The organism is Niveispirillum sp. CC-CTL257 (genome assembly GCF_059489915.1).
The window spans coordinates 527,343-540,906 of the sequence record NZ_JCAJXE010000004.1 but is presented as its reverse complement, the minus strand read 5'-3'; the positions used below and the strand labels follow the sequence as shown (position 1 = coordinate 540,906).

14 protein-coding genes are annotated in these 13,564 nt (G+C 63.0%); 5 read left to right on the top strand and 9 right to left on the bottom strand.

All coding sequences use genetic code 11. The annotated features are described in order from the left end of the window. Nucleotides 1-53: 53 nt before the first annotated feature. Together ABC729_RS22930 and bfr are read right to left on the bottom strand one after the other, a co-directional pair. Nucleotides 54-512: a hypothetical protein gene (locus tag ABC729_RS22930; protein WP_495609930.1), complete on the bottom strand. Its 459-nt coding sequence runs from the start codon at nucleotides 510-512 to the stop codon at nucleotides 54-56. Nucleotides 513-654: 142 nt separating this feature from the next. Continuing rightward, entirely contained in the window at nucleotides 655-1,131 is a 477-nt protein-coding gene (bfr, locus tag ABC729_RS22925) for a bacterioferritin (protein ID WP_495609929.1), read from the bottom strand. Between the two features lie 165 nt (nucleotides 1,132-1,296). On the opposite strand from bfr, the gene ABC729_RS22920 reads away from it, so the two are divergent. Next, nucleotides 1,297-1,770 (top strand): MaoC family dehydratase, encoded by a 474-nt coding sequence (locus tag ABC729_RS22920; protein ID WP_495609928.1) that lies wholly within the window; start codon nucleotides 1,297-1,299, stop codon nucleotides 1,768-1,770. A 147-nt stretch (nucleotides 1,771-1,917) separates the two neighbouring features. Beyond that, nucleotides 1,918-2,127 (top strand): hypothetical protein, encoded by a 210-nt coding sequence (locus tag ABC729_RS22915; protein WP_156344811.1) that lies wholly within the window; start codon nucleotides 1,918-1,920, stop codon nucleotides 2,125-2,127. A gap of 35 nt (nucleotides 2,128-2,162) precedes the next feature. Here ABC729_RS22915 and ABC729_RS22910 read toward each other — a convergent pair whose 3' ends face one another. Then, nucleotides 2,163-2,771, bottom strand: a complete 609-nt coding sequence (locus ABC729_RS22910; RefSeq protein ID WP_495609927.1) for a DedA family protein — start codon at nucleotides 2,769-2,771, stop codon at nucleotides 2,163-2,165. A gap of 319 nt (nucleotides 2,772-3,090) precedes the next feature. On the opposite strand from ABC729_RS22910, the gene ABC729_RS22905 reads away from it, so the two are divergent. Next, a complete protein-coding gene (locus tag ABC729_RS22905; protein WP_495609926.1) occupies nucleotides 3,091-3,324 on the top strand; it encodes a hypothetical protein in 234 nt (77 codons plus the stop codon). Nucleotides 3,325-3,406: 82 nt separating this feature from the next. Here ABC729_RS22905 and ABC729_RS22900 read toward each other — a convergent pair whose 3' ends face one another. Next, nucleotides 3,407-4,045 (bottom strand): hydrolase, encoded by a 639-nt coding sequence (locus tag ABC729_RS22900; RefSeq protein ID WP_495609925.1) that lies wholly within the window; start codon nucleotides 4,043-4,045, stop codon nucleotides 3,407-3,409. A gap of 4 nt (nucleotides 4,046-4,049) precedes the next feature. Continuing rightward, nucleotides 4,050-5,291, bottom strand: a complete 1,242-nt coding sequence (locus ABC729_RS22895; RefSeq protein ID WP_495609924.1) for a tetratricopeptide repeat protein — start codon at nucleotides 5,289-5,291, stop codon at nucleotides 4,050-4,052. 181 nt (nucleotides 5,292-5,472) lie between these two features. Between ABC729_RS22895 and ABC729_RS22890 the strand changes: the two genes are divergently transcribed. Continuing rightward, entirely contained in the window at nucleotides 5,473-7,725 is a 2,253-nt protein-coding gene (locus ABC729_RS22890) for a helicase-related protein (protein WP_495609923.1), read from the top strand. Between the two features lie 113 nt (nucleotides 7,726-7,838). Beyond that, the gene (locus ABC729_RS22885; RefSeq protein ID WP_495609922.1) at nucleotides 7,839-8,759 is read left to right on the top strand and encodes a class I SAM-dependent methyltransferase; all 921 of its coding nucleotides are present in this window, start codon (nucleotides 7,839-7,841) and stop codon (nucleotides 8,757-8,759) included. A 4-nt stretch (nucleotides 8,760-8,763) separates the two neighbouring features. Here the strand turns inward: ABC729_RS22885 and ABC729_RS22880 are convergent, their stop codons facing one another. The 4 genes from ABC729_RS22880 to ABC729_RS22865 all read right to left on the bottom strand — a co-directional run bounded on the left by ABC729_RS22880 (nucleotide 8,764) and on the right by ABC729_RS22865 (nucleotide 13,470). Further along, entirely contained in the window at nucleotides 8,764-9,225 is a 462-nt protein-coding gene (locus ABC729_RS22880; protein ID WP_495609921.1) for an RrF2 family transcriptional regulator, read from the bottom strand. A 72-nt stretch (nucleotides 9,226-9,297) separates the two neighbouring features. Next, entirely contained in the window at nucleotides 9,298-12,231 is a 2,934-nt protein-coding gene (locus ABC729_RS22875) for an ATP-binding protein (RefSeq protein ID WP_495609920.1), read from the bottom strand. 93 nt (nucleotides 12,232-12,324) lie between these two features. Then, the gene (gene greB, locus ABC729_RS22870; RefSeq protein ID WP_495609919.1) at nucleotides 12,325-12,903 is read right to left on the bottom strand and encodes a transcription elongation factor GreB; all 579 of its coding nucleotides are present in this window, start codon (nucleotides 12,901-12,903) and stop codon (nucleotides 12,325-12,327) included. A gap of 69 nt (nucleotides 12,904-12,972) precedes the next feature. Continuing rightward, on the bottom strand, nucleotides 12,973-13,470 hold the full coding sequence (locus ABC729_RS22865) for an arsenate reductase ArsC (RefSeq protein WP_495609918.1): 498 nt from the start codon (nucleotides 13,468-13,470) through the stop codon (nucleotides 12,973-12,975). Nucleotides 13,471-13,564: the final 94 nt, after the last annotated feature.

Below are 13,564 nucleotides of genomic sequence, written 5' to 3'. Positions count from 1 at the left end.
GGCAGCAGGGAGAGGCGGGTGCCCATATGCGGATTGAGTGAGGGGCGTTGCCTTCATTCCCCGCGCCAGCGGACAATGGCGGCGATAGCCACGGCCACGCCGATATGGGCGGCAATGTCTGTCACGGAGAACAGCCCGTCCCAGCGCGGGAATATGCCGGGCCAGCGCAGGGGCAGGACCACCAGATACATGGCCCCGTACAGACCCAGCCCATAGGCCACGGCCGCCGCCCAGCGCCAGGTCCGCAGTAATGCGACACGGCGCAACGCCAGCACATAGACGGTGGTCATGGCTAGCGCGATGCCGACATGGGTGGCGAAACCGAGGGCCGCCGTGGCCAGTCCGCCATCGCGGGCCGCCCCGCCGATCCAGCCGCCCGCCACGCTTTGCCAGACACGCATCACGCCAATGCCGCGCACAATGCCCATGATGGAGGCATAAACCCCATCCACACTGGCCCCCGCCAGCCCGGCCAGCACAATGGTCGCCGGCAAACCGGTCCGATCCCGCATTTTCAGCCCCCCCCGTTCTGATTTTAGGGGCAAGTCTAGGTCCTGGCGAATTCCTGCCATGGACCCAATTCACGCAAAAGCAAAAGGGCCGCACAGGAATTCCCTGCGCGGCCCTTTTGCCGTATACGGTTTGCCCGATGGCTTACTCGTCACGGCCCATCTGTTCCTGCAGGTAGTTCTGCAGGCCGACACTCTTGATCAGACCCAGCTGCGTTTCCAGCCAGTCGATATGCTCCTCGGTATCTTCCAGGATGCGGCGGAAAATTTCCTTCGACTGGTAGTCGCGCACGCCCTCGCAATATTGCATGGCCTCGATCAGCTCCGTGCGGTTCCGGCTCTCGATGGCCAGATCGCCCTCCAGGCACTCCGGCACGTCCTCGCCGATATGCAGTTTGTGAAGGTTCTGCAGGTTGGGCAGCCCCTCCAGAAACAACACGCGCTCAATCAGGTAATCGGCGTGTTTCATCTCGCCGATGCTTTCCTCATACACCTTCTTGCCCAGCCGCAGGAAACCCCAGTTCTTGAGCATGCGGGCGTGCAGGAAATACTGATTGATCGCCGTCAGCTCGTTGGTCAGGATGGTGTTGAGATGCTGGATGACGGTGGCGTCGCCTTTCATGGGAACCTTCGCAAGCTTGTCGGTCGAAACGGGTTGGAAGGCATGAGCTCCCACAGGCCGATACTGGCACAGCCGACGCGCTTTGTCTTCTGATAACGTATTGCAATTAAAGGAAAAAGCGACTGATAGGCAGTCGCATGCCCATCGCATGGAGTAACCTGAAATATGCCCGCGCCCGTTCGTTACCTGGAAGATTTCGCCCCCGGCATGGAGTTTGAGTTCGGTGACAGGCAGGTTACCGCCGAAGAGGTGGTGACCTTCGCCCGTGAGTATGATCCCCAGCCTTTCCATCTGGACGAGGAGGCCGGAAAGGCTACCCATTTCGGCGGATTGGTGGCCAGCGGCTGGCAGACTGCAGGCTTCATGATGCGCATGCTGGTGGACAATATGCTTTCACCCGAAACCTCGCTGGGTTCCCCCGGCCTGGATGAATTGCGCTGGCTGAAGCCGGTGCGGCCGGGTGACCGGTTACGCGTGCGTGTCCGCATCCTGGAGGTGAAGCGATCCCGCTCCCGCCCCGAAATGGGAACCATCCGTCAATCCACGGAAGTGCTTAATCACAAGGATGAAGTCGTCATGTCGATGTTTTCCATCGGCATGGTCCGCGCACGCGCGATTTCCGAAGTTTCGGTGGGTTAACTTGTTAAAACCGGTGCGCTCAACAGTTCAGAAGTCGTGCCAGAATCTTGGCTTATTCCAAAAGGATTAGCCCATGCTTCCGTCGCACTTCCCAAAAGGTTGGGCAATCGCTTATGATGTCCCTCTGTCGGTGCAATGGGAGCCATCATGGCGCGGGAAGTGATTGATTTCTCTCCGGGTGAATGGGTAGAGGAACTGACGCCGCCGAAGCGGCGCTTCCAGATCATGGCCGTTCATTCCAAGCCGGGCACGCCGGCCCCGAATGTCGAGTTGGCCGTGGATGGCAACCCCGTCCATCGGCTCAGCCTGTCGATTTTCGCGCTGGCCGATATGCACCGCTTCCGCCGCGTCCGTTGATGGGCGGAGGGGCGATGACACCCCTCTGACACCTGCTACTTGCGGGGGCTGCGCACAAGCCGCCACCCCATGCGGCCCAGATAAATGGCGATGCAGCCGAAAACGATAGCCTTGGACACGGGATCGACCCAGGTCTCCACCTTCTCATACTGGCTTTCCAGCAGATAACCGGCTGCCGTCAGGACGGATGTCCAGGCCAGGGAGCCGATAGTGGTCAGCACCAGAAAGATCGGCATCCCCATCCGCGCCATGCCGGCGGGAACGGAGATCAGGGTGCGGATGGCCGGCATCACGCGGCCCAGTAGCACGGCCTTGCGCCCATGACGGGCAAACCAGCCGAAAGCCATTTCGACATCGGGCGGGTCCATGGTCATGATGAAGCCGAACCGCTCCGACAGGGCGATCAGCCGGTCGTGGCCCAGCACGCGCCCGACATAATACCAAGGCAACCCACCCAGCACTGACCCCGCCGTACCGACCAGGACGACCAGCACCGGGTCCATCTTTCCCTGCGCCGCCAGGAACCCGCCCAACGGCATGATCAGTTCAGACGGGATGGGCGGGAAGACATTCTCAAGGAACATCAGGATCAGCAGGCCCCAATAGCCCATCTGATCGACCAGATTGAGAAGATTATCGAACATGTTTCTTTCCGTTCACCTGCCCGCTGCCACGGGTCAGGGTCCCTGTAGCGCATTCGCCGCATCCACGCCAACGGCAAAACCGGGGTGTTTCTGTCCATTCGACTCATGTTTCAACATACTTTACCCCATGACCTAAGCCGGATGGTCTATTCCTTAGGGAGAAAAATCCGCTATCATAGGGACGTGGATAAGGCTATTCACCCGTGAACCCGGTTCAGCCGGCTGCGCCATCCGGTGCGGGCGTTGGGGCGGCGACGGGTAACCGGTTTCGGCCTGTTTCCATATGGAAGCATTGGCCCGCAGTATCAGGAGAGTGGCGATGGTATTGTCCAGGCGGACGGCGGAACCCCCGAAGGCGGGGGAATGGCTGGAAGAACTGAAGATGCCCCGGCGGCGCCTGTTGGTGCATGCCGTGCATCAGCATGCTACCCGCCCGACGCATGTGGAATTCCTGGTGGAAGGCCGCAACAGTGACCGGCTGTCGCTGGCGCTGGAGGTGGTGTTGGACACCGCCCGCTTCCGTCGTCTGGGGCCCAGCCAGCACGCGGCCTGACCCAGCCTTCAGGACCGATCCGGTGAACGCCGCCGTGGCCGCGCGCCCGGTGGCGTTTTGATTCCGGGTGTTTGGCCCCGGATCAAGGCTGTGCCGTCCCGCCCGCAACGGCCCGATACCGTTCCCACCAGAGGACACGCGCATCCGCCTCCCCCACGACATGGATGGGATCGGTCCATAGCTTGCCCCGGTAATTGCCGCCAATGTCACGGCGGGCCAGTTTCTCCGGCCAGCCCATCAGCTGTATTGCTTCCGATACCGCCGTGATCTTGTCCGCCTTCTTGATCAGGTCGGTATAGGAGATGGGCAGGGGCGACGGCAGGCCCACAGACAGAAACAGGGCGCGGTCGAGCCTGGCCTTGACCTCCTTAAGGCCTGCCGTGGCGAACAGCTTGCCATAAGGCGTGACGACATCGCCCAACCCGCCGCCTTCATGCAGATCATGCATCAGGGCCGCCAGCCGCAGGGCGGGGCTGGCATCAGGCGCCAGCAACGTCACCAGCACCTGCTCCAGCAACACAGAGTGCTGCAGGACATTGTAGGCGGTATCGCCCCGCGTCTGCCCGCCCCAGCGGGCCACGCGCGACGCGCCCGTCACCCAATCCTCCAGAATGATATCGGCAGGGGAGGGGTCGTACAGGTTTACCCACCGCCCCGACCGCATCAGCAGGTTGGTGCGCGGGGCGTCCAGATGCGTGGGAACGGGCGGCTGCTTGCTCATGGCATCAGTTCGCAGCCGGGTACAGCAAGGCCCCGACCTCGGCCAGCCGCCCCTCGTCGCTGCCGGGCGGCAGCGACGCCATGGTCTGGGCCGCTGCTTTGGTCTGTCCCACCCGGTACTGCACCATGCCCAGCCGCAGCCGGACGACATGGGGGGACAGCAGCTTGCCCTTCAACGCCTGCTGCATCATCGCAATACCCTGATCCGCCTGCCCCAGGGAGACCAGGATCATGCCCAGCTTGGCCATGGCATTGGCATCCTTGCCCGCCGCTACCTCCCGCTGCCGGGCCGCCAGTTCCTGCTTCTGCGCGGCCAGCTGCTTGGCGGCATATTCGCGCAGGCGTTCATGCCGGTCCTGCTTGGGCCCCTTGCCCAGGATGCCCAGCGACCAGCCGCGCTCCAGCACCGCGGCGGCTTCTGCAGGCAGTTCCTCCACCATGGCGCGCTGGGCCATTTCGGTGAAGGAGTCGGGGTTCTCATAGGCATTGGCCGCCAGCCGCAGGCGGGCCCAGTCCAGGTCAAGCTTCTCCGGGATGGGCTTGGCCTGCTGCATGGCGTTGAACAGGCGCAGCCAGTTCTCCTTGCTGCGGTCGGTGCGCAGCTGCTGCTTCAGGGTTTTGATATAGCCCTCGATATTGCCGGATCCGAATTCCGACGCCGCCTGAAGCTGCAGCACTTCCGCTGAGGGCGCGCGGCCGGCTTTGCGCTGATCCTCGATCAAGGCCTGGGCCAGCTTGCCGGCTTTGGCGGGCTGCTTGGCCCGGAAATAGGCCTCTGCCACCATCTGACGGAAGGCATCGCTGAGCCTGCCGGCGGCCATGGCCTTTTCCCCGAACTCCGCCGACTTGGCATAATTGCCGGCCCGGTACCAAAGCTGGGAGAGGGTTTCGAGCGCACCCGCCTGATCGGCGGCGGACAGGGTCACCAGACTGGTCGCCGCCTCGAACGCGATGGCCGCCTTGTCGAAGCGCCCCTGTGCCTTGAAAATGGCGGCGCGCGTCTGCTCCACCGCCCATTTTTCCTCCGCCGTTATGGTGGGTACGGCGGCAGCCTTGTCGATGGCGGCCAGGGCGGCGTCAAAACGGTTTGCGGCCAGCGCCTCCTTCGCCGCCTGCAGCGGCAAGCCGACCTCCCTGCTGACGGTAAGGGTTGGCGCTGCCGCCACGGGCAGCGACAGAAGCAGGCTCAACGCGACAGCGGACAGCAGCGAGCAGGTCGGGCGGGCAAGGCGGGCGGGGCGCATCATCACTCCGGCAGAAAGGCAGGCGGGCCGTCCGCAGGTTTTGCGTCGGATTGGGGCGGGGTTCAAGTCCCTATCCCCCACCCCCTGTCCACAAGGAAGCCATGCCGCCCGGCCCCTGGGCAAAAGGCTGGATCGCGGGCATAGTGTGCGCCTGCGAAATCACCTTTTTCGAGTAGCGTTCCCCATGGATATGTTGCCCCCGGAGCCGTCAGTGGCGATGGACCCGGATATGGTCTTCTCTGTTGCCCGGCATCACCCGGAGATTACCACCGTCGGCCGTCTGGGCCTGGACCGGATAGAGCAGGTGGCTGCCTATGGCATGGTGCCGCTGGGCCTGCCGCTGCCACAGGGGCGGCGCGATCTGGTGGTGATGGCGGAGCGGCGCGATGCCGTGGCGCTGGAGATTGAGGGGCTGGTGGCGCGGCTGGTGCGCCGTGCCGAACTGTTGGAACAAGGGCGCCGCGCGCTGGAGGGGACGCATATCGCCCTGCTGGCGGCGGAGGCGAAAAGCCGGGTGCGGGCGCGCGCCCATGACGAGCTGTCCTTTGCCGAGATGCCGGGGCCCATTCGCCTGGAAGTATCGCGCAGCTTCGACATCGATGAATTGAGCGGTCTGGACGACGCCACCCTGCGTCAGCATCTGGTGGAAGACCCACAGCTGCGTCAGCTGCTGGAAGCGGCACTGGAGGATGTAGCGGCCCGCCTGTGGCAGCTGCATGGTCTGGTTGGCGAGGCGGATGACAGCTGGACCTTTGAGAATCTGGCCCAGCGTCTCTACCGCGTTGCCCGCACCAACCATCAGCCCAATGACATCCTGCGCCGCTGGGAAGAGGTGGCGGATACCTGGCTGCGTGAACGTGCGGTCGCGCGCGGCCGTACCTTCGTGAATACCGAGTTCGACTTCGCCAAGTTCGAGCGTCTGTTCCCCACGGCGCGGTCCATGGGGCGCAAACTGGTGGCCGTCGTCGGCCCCACCAATTCCGGCAAGACCCACCGTGCCATGGCGGCGCTGCATGAGGCGGAGCAGGGTGTCTATCTGGCCCCGCTGCGCCTGCTGGCGCTGGAGGTGATGGACCGGCTGAACCGGGAGGGGACGCCCACCACCCTGCTGACGGGGGAAGAGGAAATCCGCGTTCCCGGCGCCCGGCATCTGGCTTCCACCATCGAAATGCTGGACCCCGAACAGGTGGTGGATGTCGCCGTCATCGACGAGATCCAGATGCTGGCCGACAAGGATCGCGGCTGGGCCTGGACAGCGGCGCTGATGGGGGTGGCGGCCCGTACCGTCTATCTGCTGGGCGCGCCGGAGGCGCTGCCGCTGATTGAACGGGTGGCGGGTTATTTGGGTGAACCGCTGGAGATTGTGCGGCTGGAACGCAAGCAGCCGCTGCACATGATCGAACAGCGGCTGGAATTTGAGGATGTGCGCAAGGGCGATGCCCTGATCGCCTTCTCCCGTCGTAATGTGCATCTGGTCCGCGACATCGTGCAGGCCAAAGGCCTGACCGCCGCCGTGATCTATGGCGCGCTGGCGCCGGAGGTGCGACGGCGCGAGGCGGAGCGGTTTACCAATGGCGAGGCGGATGTGGTGGTCGCCACCGATGCCATCGGCATGGGACTGAACCTGCCCATCCGCCGCGTCCTGTTCACCACCTTGGAAAAGTTCGACGGGGTGGAACAGCGGGAACTGGCGCCGGCTGAGCTGAAACAGATCGCGGGCAGGGCCGGACGGTATGGCCATCACGAGGTCGGCGAATTCGGTGTGGTGGCCAAGGGGACGGTGCAGCAGCTGCGCACCATCTGGACCCGCCATGACCCATCCTTCGGCGCCCGCCGCGCCCTGACGGTGCGGCCTACCCGTGCCATGGTCGACCGCCTTGCCAGGCGGATCGGTCGGGACAGCATGATGCTGCTGATCGACTGTTTCGCGGCGGCGCGGACCACGGGCAGCCCCTATCGCGTGGCCGACCTGTCGGCCCTGCGCCGTCTGGCCCAGGCCCTGGACGAACGGGATATCGGCTTTGAACAGAAGCTCTCCCTGCTGTTCATGCCGTGCGATCCCGAGAAGGAAGTGGATGCCCGCTTCTTCAATCAGATACTGCGCGCCGTGGAGACGGACGAGCCGGTGCCGCTGGGCCTTGTCGTGCCGGCGCGGATGGAACGGCTGGATGATTACGGGCTGGAGGAGCTGTCACGCTCCTGCGACCTTTATTACTGGGCCAGCCGCAAGTTTCCCCGCCTGTTTCCCGACCGCAAGGCGGTGGAGGAGCGGCGGGCGGAGGTGGCGGGACGCCTCTCGGAACTGTTGGCCAGCACGGCGCGACGTCAGCGCATGGGCAAAGGCCCTGGCGGACGGCCCGGCGGCGGGGGCAAACCAAAGCCGCCCCAAGGCTTTCGTGGTGCGCCAAAGAAACGGTATGGCCCCCGTAAGAGCTGACACAGCCTCCCCAAATGTCTACTGCCATTTGGGGATTTCTTATGATTTGTCGCCACTTCATAAAGAATGTTATATGAGGAGAAGAATCGTCCAACCTTTTTAAGGTGAGGAATATGGCTCTATCGGCTGAAATTGAGACAAATACAAATCAATCTTCGGTTGATATGCATCCTCATGAAGAAACAGATATTTATAAATGCTATATGCGATCTCCGTATTCATCTATTAAGCACTCATCATATTTTCATACTTACGAAGATTTATTTTCATCATATCGAAATCGGCAAATCACCTTCGTTGAAGTGGGGGTGTTGAACGGCGGTTCCCTGTTCATGTGGCGGGAATTCTTTGGTCCGCAGGCCCGGATCATCGGGGTTGATTTCAACCCTGCCGCCAAACGCTGGGAGCAGGATGGGTTCGAAATCCATATCGGCGATCAGGCCAAGCCTGAATTCTGGCAGGCGCTTTTCGAAAAAATCGGAACCGTGGATGTGCTGCTGGATGATGGCGGCCATACGTTTGAACAGCAGATCGTGACCGTGTGCGAGGCGCTGCCCCATATCCGCGATGGCGGCCTGATCGCGGTAGAGGATACGCACACCAGCTATTTCAAGGATTTCGGCTACCCGACCCGCTATTCCTTCATCGAATGGGCGAAGGTGCTGGTCGATAATATCAACAGCCGTTTTCCGGGCATCAACGAGCCGTTTTCCAGGCTGCCCTACAAGGACACCATCTTCTCCCTGCATTTCTATGAATCGATTGTCGGGTTCAAGGTCCGCCGCGACATCTGCATGCCCAGTCACCCCGTCTCCAACGGGGCACCCAACGCGAAGCACGAGGATTACCGCAACAAGACCAACCTGATCGGTAGTGTGGAGGCGCGGTCAAATGCGCTGGCGCGGCGGCTGGACTTCCTGCGCAAGGTACCGATTCTCTGGCGGGCCCTGTCCTTCATGAAGCTGACCCTGGTCACCATGGTCGGCAAATATTATTCCAAAGCCCGCCTGCGCCGCCTGCGCCATTTGTTTTGATCTGTCAGATCACGAAATCGAGCGGGTGGCTCAGTGACCGCCGCCGGCGCGAGGCTTCGGCCAGGGTGCAGCGGTCCAGGACCGTGGCCATGGCATCGCGCGCCTTCAACATGGCCCAGCGGATGACGCAGGTGGCTGCATCATCGCAATCTTCGCACGGTTCGAATTTCAGCCGGCTGGCGCAACGGATGGGGGCCAAGGTACCGTCGATGACACGGATGATGTCACCGACCGACAGGTTTTCCGGAGCCCGGGCCAGACGGTAGCCGCCATGCCGCCCGCGTTGGCTTTGCAGCAGGCCCGCCTTGCGCATGTCCAGCAGAATGGCTTCCAGGAACTTGGCGGGAATATTTTCCGCTGCTGCGATTTCGCCGATCTGGACCGTTGTCGCGTCTTCGAAATGGTCAGCCAGATGGATACAGGCGCGAAGGGCGTACTTTGCCCGCTGGGTAAGCATCGCGATCATACTTTCCGGCACGAAACGATCCCATCTTCATGGCCGTTCCATACGCCGATGGCAAGGGGCCGATTGCAAGGGTCAGCCTTCCGTTCCCGCAGCGGTCTCCACAGCGCTGCTTTGGACCAGTTCTGGAATACGGCTGGCCAATGCCGCCTGCGCCCGGTTCCCGGCGGCGGCCAGGCGGGCCAGGGAAACCTCAAGGGCTGCCCGGTCGGCACCCGCATCGATGGCCTGCTCCACGGTACGGGCTGCCTGCGACAGTTCCATCAGGCCGAAATTCCCCGACAGGGAGACGATGGAATGCGCCTGGGTCCGCACCACGTCCAATGCGGTCGCGGGATTGGCGATGACGCTTGCCCGTTGGCGCAGGGTGACCGCCACTTCTTCCATCATGGTCAACAGGGGGCCGGCCCCCATCAGCGCCTCCAACTGCGCCTGCATGTCGTGCGACAGCACCGTTGCATCGGTTGGGGATGCACCCTGGGTCTGCACTGGCGCCGGACCGATCCGCTGTGACCAGCGGGCCAGGGTGGCGATCAGGTGGCTGGCTTCAATCGGCTTGGCGATATGGTCGTTCATGCCCGCTTTGCGGCAGCGTTCCACCTCCGACGGCAGGGCATTGGCGGTCAGCGCGATGATGGGAATACGGCCGGCGACCGTGGGCAAGGCGCGGATGGCGCGCGTCGCTTCCAGGCCATCCATGCCCGGCATCTGCACATCCATCAGCACCAGATCGTAGGCGGTGCGCTCCACCGCCGCCAAGGCGGCAGCCCCATCGACCGCGATATCGACGCGGTGCCCGGCCCGTTCCAGGATGGCGCGGACCAGCAACTGGTTCACCACCAGATCTTCTGCCACCAGGATATGCAGGGGCCGTGCATCAATCCCATCCTCGCTGGCGCCGGGTGTCGGCAGGGCCGGTGCGTTGTTTGGCGGATCGGTGGGGTGTACGGGGATTTCGATCCAGAACAGGCTGCCACGCCCTGCTTCGCTGGACAGCCCCAGCCGCCCGCCCATCAATGTGATCAAGCGTTTACAAATGGCCAGTCCCAGGCCGGTACCACCATAGCGGCGGGCGGTGGAGGCATCGGCCTGATGGAACGGTTCGAACAGCTGCTGCTGACGTTCCGGCGCGATGCCGATGCCGGTATCGGCAACCGCGATCCGTAGCGAGCCCTTTCCCTCGCCTTCGCCGGCGATGGTCGTGGCCGACAGGGTGACATGGCCCGCCTGGGTGAACTTGACGGCATTGTTCAGGAGATTGAGCACCACCTGCCGCACACGCGTCGGGTCCAGCATCAGCCAGGGCGGCAGGTCGGCGGCAAGATCGATGCGCAGCGACAGGCCCTTCTCCTGCGTCATCGGCCGCACCAGTTCCGCACAGGTCTGTAACATCCCCACCGTATCGGTCGGCATTTCCTCCAGCTGCAGATGGCCGGCATCGATTTTGGAGAAATCCAGCACATCGTTGATGACGGCTAGCAGGGTGCGCCCCGCTTCGGCCTGTAGCCCGATATAGCGGCGTCTTTCAATTTCCGGCAGGTCGGCGGTCAGCAGCAGGTCGGCAAAGCCGATGACGGCATTCAGCGGGGTGCGCAGCTCGTGGCTGACAGTGGCCAGGAAATCGGTCTTGGCGCGGGCGGCTGCTTCGGCTTCCCGCCGCGCATTCAGCAGGGCTTCTTCCTGCGAGGTACGGTCAGTGACATCGCTGACGGCACCGAATAGGGCGAAAGGCTTGCCGTCGCCCCCGAATTCCACCACTCCGCGGGTCACGACGTGGCGGGTTTCCCCGGTGGGCCGGATGATGCGCAGGCCCATCTCGTAACTGGCGCCCGACTGCATAGCCGTAGTTACCAGCTCACGCAGCCGGTCGCGGTCTTCGGGATGGTGGGCGGCCAGCGTGGCCTCCATCGTCGGCTGGAACCTGTCCTTGCGCAGCCCATAGATGCGATAGACTTCGTCCGACCAGGTCAGCCGCCGGGTACTCAGCTCGAAACGCCAGTGTCCGACCATGGCCAGTTGTTCACCCAGCCGCAGCAGGCGGTTGGCCTCCGACAGGTCGCGGGCCTGGGCGCGTCGGCGACGGGCTTCCAGCGCCAGGGCGCGGAAAAGGGCGGCCATGCCCAGGCTGGCGACAATGGCTGCGGCTACCGCACGCCAAGTCAGAATCCACCAGGGTGTCAAAACATCGTCCAGCGCACGGCCGACTGTGGCATAGACCGGGTAGGAGCGGACCTGTCTGAAGGCCAGCAAGCGTTTTATCCCATCGACGCTGCTGATATTTTCCACCACGCCATGTGATACCCTTTGCGCGGACGCCATCAGGGCGCTGTCGTCCAGGACCTGGCCCAGCCCGGTATTGCCGTCCTCGTTATCGGCGCGGCTTGACCGGGCGCGGATGACACCGTCGGCCCCCAGCAGATTAACGACGCCATTGTCGCCCAAATCCAGCTTGTGAAAATAGGCGGACAGGTAGAACGGGTCGATGGCCAGGATGACAATCCCTGCCAATGAGCCGTCCAGATTGCTCATCCGCAGGCTGATGGGCAGGGACCATCTGCCTGACAGGCGGCCCACGATGGGCGGGCCGATGAAGATGCTTCCAGTATCCCTGGCCACATGCACTGCGATATGGGCGCGGTCGAGATAGTTGGTGATCCGTGCCTCTGGCCCCATGCCCAGCGAACTGTCGATCAGATAGCCGTCCGGTCCGACCACCGACATCTGTACCGCAAAACCTTCGGGCATCGTGTGTTTGCGCATGAAGCGGCGCAGATCGAAACCGGCTGGGTCGGTTTCAAATTCCGCCTTGGCGGTGCGCAATGTCTGTTCGACGGTCGACAGAATCCAGAAGGATTGCTCTTCGAATGCCAGGGCCAGATTGGCCACGTCGCGGCGTGCCTGATCCAGGGTCCGTTCCCGCTCCAGCCACAGCAATATACCGGTGCCGCCCCAGATCAGGGTCAGCGTGAATGCCAGGATCAGGGACAGCTTCTTAGATGCGACCACCATCGCCTCTCCGGCGGCGGCAATCAGCCGGCCGCGCGATCATTCGATACCTGGATTAAGTAACAAATCGTCTCCCGTCTTGGCAGGCGCAGAAGGTTAGGTCGCGCCATCCGACGTCGGATAATGGATCGACACGACCTCCAACTCCTCCAGCCCCGCCGGGGTGCGCAGGGACACGACATCTCCTTCCCGCGCCTTCAGCAAAGCCCGCGCGACGGGGGAAACCCAGGAAATCCGACCGGGACCCATGTCTGTTTCATCGACGCCGACAATGGTCACAGTATTTTCCGTTCCATCCTCACGCGCATAGGTAACGGTCGCGCCGAAAAAGACTTGATCGCGGTGCTTCTGCTGGCCTGCGTCCACGACATTGGCGATCTCCAGGCGTTTGGAGAGGAAACGCATGCGGCGGTCGATCTCGCGCAGGCGCTTCTTGCCGTAGATATAATCGCCATTCTCCGACCGGTCACCATTGCCGGCGGCCCAGTGCACGATCTCCACAATCTTCGGGCGTTCCACGCGCAGCAGGTTCTGTAGTTCCCGTTGCATGCGGTCAAACCCTTGCGGGGTGATGTGGTTCTTGGTGCCGGGTGGCAGCGGGCGCGGATCATCGGCGCCGTCATCATCGTCGGCTGCGGCGTCCCGCGCATTCTCATTGACCCACGCCTTACTCATACCCGCACCATGTCCACTGCTGTATGTGGGATGGTGTAACGCGGATGCGGAGCGCGAGGGAAGAGGTAGTCAGCCAGCCAGCGCGATGTCTGAGACGTCCGAGGCGGTGAGACGGGCCAGCCGGTGATCAGGCAGGGCGCAGAGCAGTTTCACCCGCCGTTCGACCATGCCGAACACCAGATTGAGCAGGGCGCGCCGTTCCGTTTCCGACCCTTCCAGGGCAAGCGGATCGGGGAACCGCCAGGTAACCCGCATCGGATTTCCGGTAAAGGCCGGTTGCGGTAGGGCCGCCGATTGTTCGCAGACATGGAAGACGAAATCCAGGTCCGGGGCATCAGGGCCCGTGAACAGGTCCCAACCTTTAGGCCGCAGCGTATCCGTATCGATCCCCACCTTGTTCAGCAGGTCCAGTGTGATCGGATCGGCTGCATCACGGGGTTCGGGGCCGGCGGAGAAAGTGTCGAAGCGACCAGCCCCCCATTTGCGCAGCAACCCTTCTGCCATCAGGCTGCGCGAGGCGTTGCGGCGGCAAATGAACAGCACGGAGAAGGGACGGTCAGGCGACATGGGTCGGACCCCGTTGCGCGTGGATACCGCCGGGGACTTACCGCATCAATGGCGACAGGAAAGTCACTGTTCCATGTCTGTTGCGTGACAGATG

What these genes read in the sequence shown, in the direction of transcription:
- ABC729_RS22930 (WP_495609930.1), bottom strand. Translation starts at nt 512, where the DNA reads ATGCGGGATCGGACCGGTTTGCCGGCGACCATTGTGCTGGCCGGGCTG.
- bfr (WP_495609929.1), bottom strand. Translation starts at nt 1,131, where the DNA reads ATGAAAGGCGACGCCACCGTCATCCAGCATCTCAACACCATCCTGACC.
- ABC729_RS22920 (WP_495609928.1), top strand. Translation starts at nt 1,297, where the DNA reads ATGCCCGCGCCCGTTCGTTACCTGGAAGATTTCGCCCCCGGCATGGAG.
- ABC729_RS22915 (WP_156344811.1), top strand. Translation starts at nt 1,918, where the DNA reads ATGGCGCGGGAAGTGATTGATTTCTCTCCGGGTGAATGGGTAGAGGAA.
- ABC729_RS22910 (WP_495609927.1), bottom strand. Translation starts at nt 2,771, where the DNA reads ATGTTCGATAATCTTCTCAATCTGGTCGATCAGATGGGCTATTGGGGC.
- ABC729_RS22905 (WP_495609926.1), top strand. Translation starts at nt 3,091, where the DNA reads ATGGTATTGTCCAGGCGGACGGCGGAACCCCCGAAGGCGGGGGAATGG.
- ABC729_RS22900 (WP_495609925.1), bottom strand. Translation starts at nt 4,045, where the DNA reads ATGAGCAAGCAGCCGCCCGTTCCCACGCATCTGGACGCCCCGCGCACC.
- ABC729_RS22895 (WP_495609924.1), bottom strand. Translation starts at nt 5,291, where the DNA reads ATGATGCGCCCCGCCCGCCTTGCCCGCCCGACCTGCTCGCTGCTGTCC.
- ABC729_RS22890 (WP_495609923.1), top strand. Translation starts at nt 5,473, where the DNA reads ATGGATATGTTGCCCCCGGAGCCGTCAGTGGCGATGGACCCGGATATG.
- ABC729_RS22885 (WP_495609922.1), top strand. Translation starts at nt 7,839, where the DNA reads ATGGCTCTATCGGCTGAAATTGAGACAAATACAAATCAATCTTCGGTT.
- ABC729_RS22880 (WP_495609921.1), bottom strand. Translation starts at nt 9,225, where the DNA reads ATGATCGCGATGCTTACCCAGCGGGCAAAGTACGCCCTTCGCGCCTGT.
- ABC729_RS22875 (WP_495609920.1), bottom strand. Translation starts at nt 12,231, where the DNA reads ATGGTGGTCGCATCTAAGAAGCTGTCCCTGATCCTGGCATTCACGCTG.
- greB (WP_495609919.1), bottom strand. Translation starts at nt 12,903, where the DNA reads ATGAGTAAGGCGTGGGTCAATGAGAATGCGCGGGACGCCGCAGCCGAC.
- ABC729_RS22865 (WP_495609918.1), bottom strand. Translation starts at nt 13,470, where the DNA reads ATGTCGCCTGACCGTCCCTTCTCCGTGCTGTTCATTTGCCGCCGCAAC.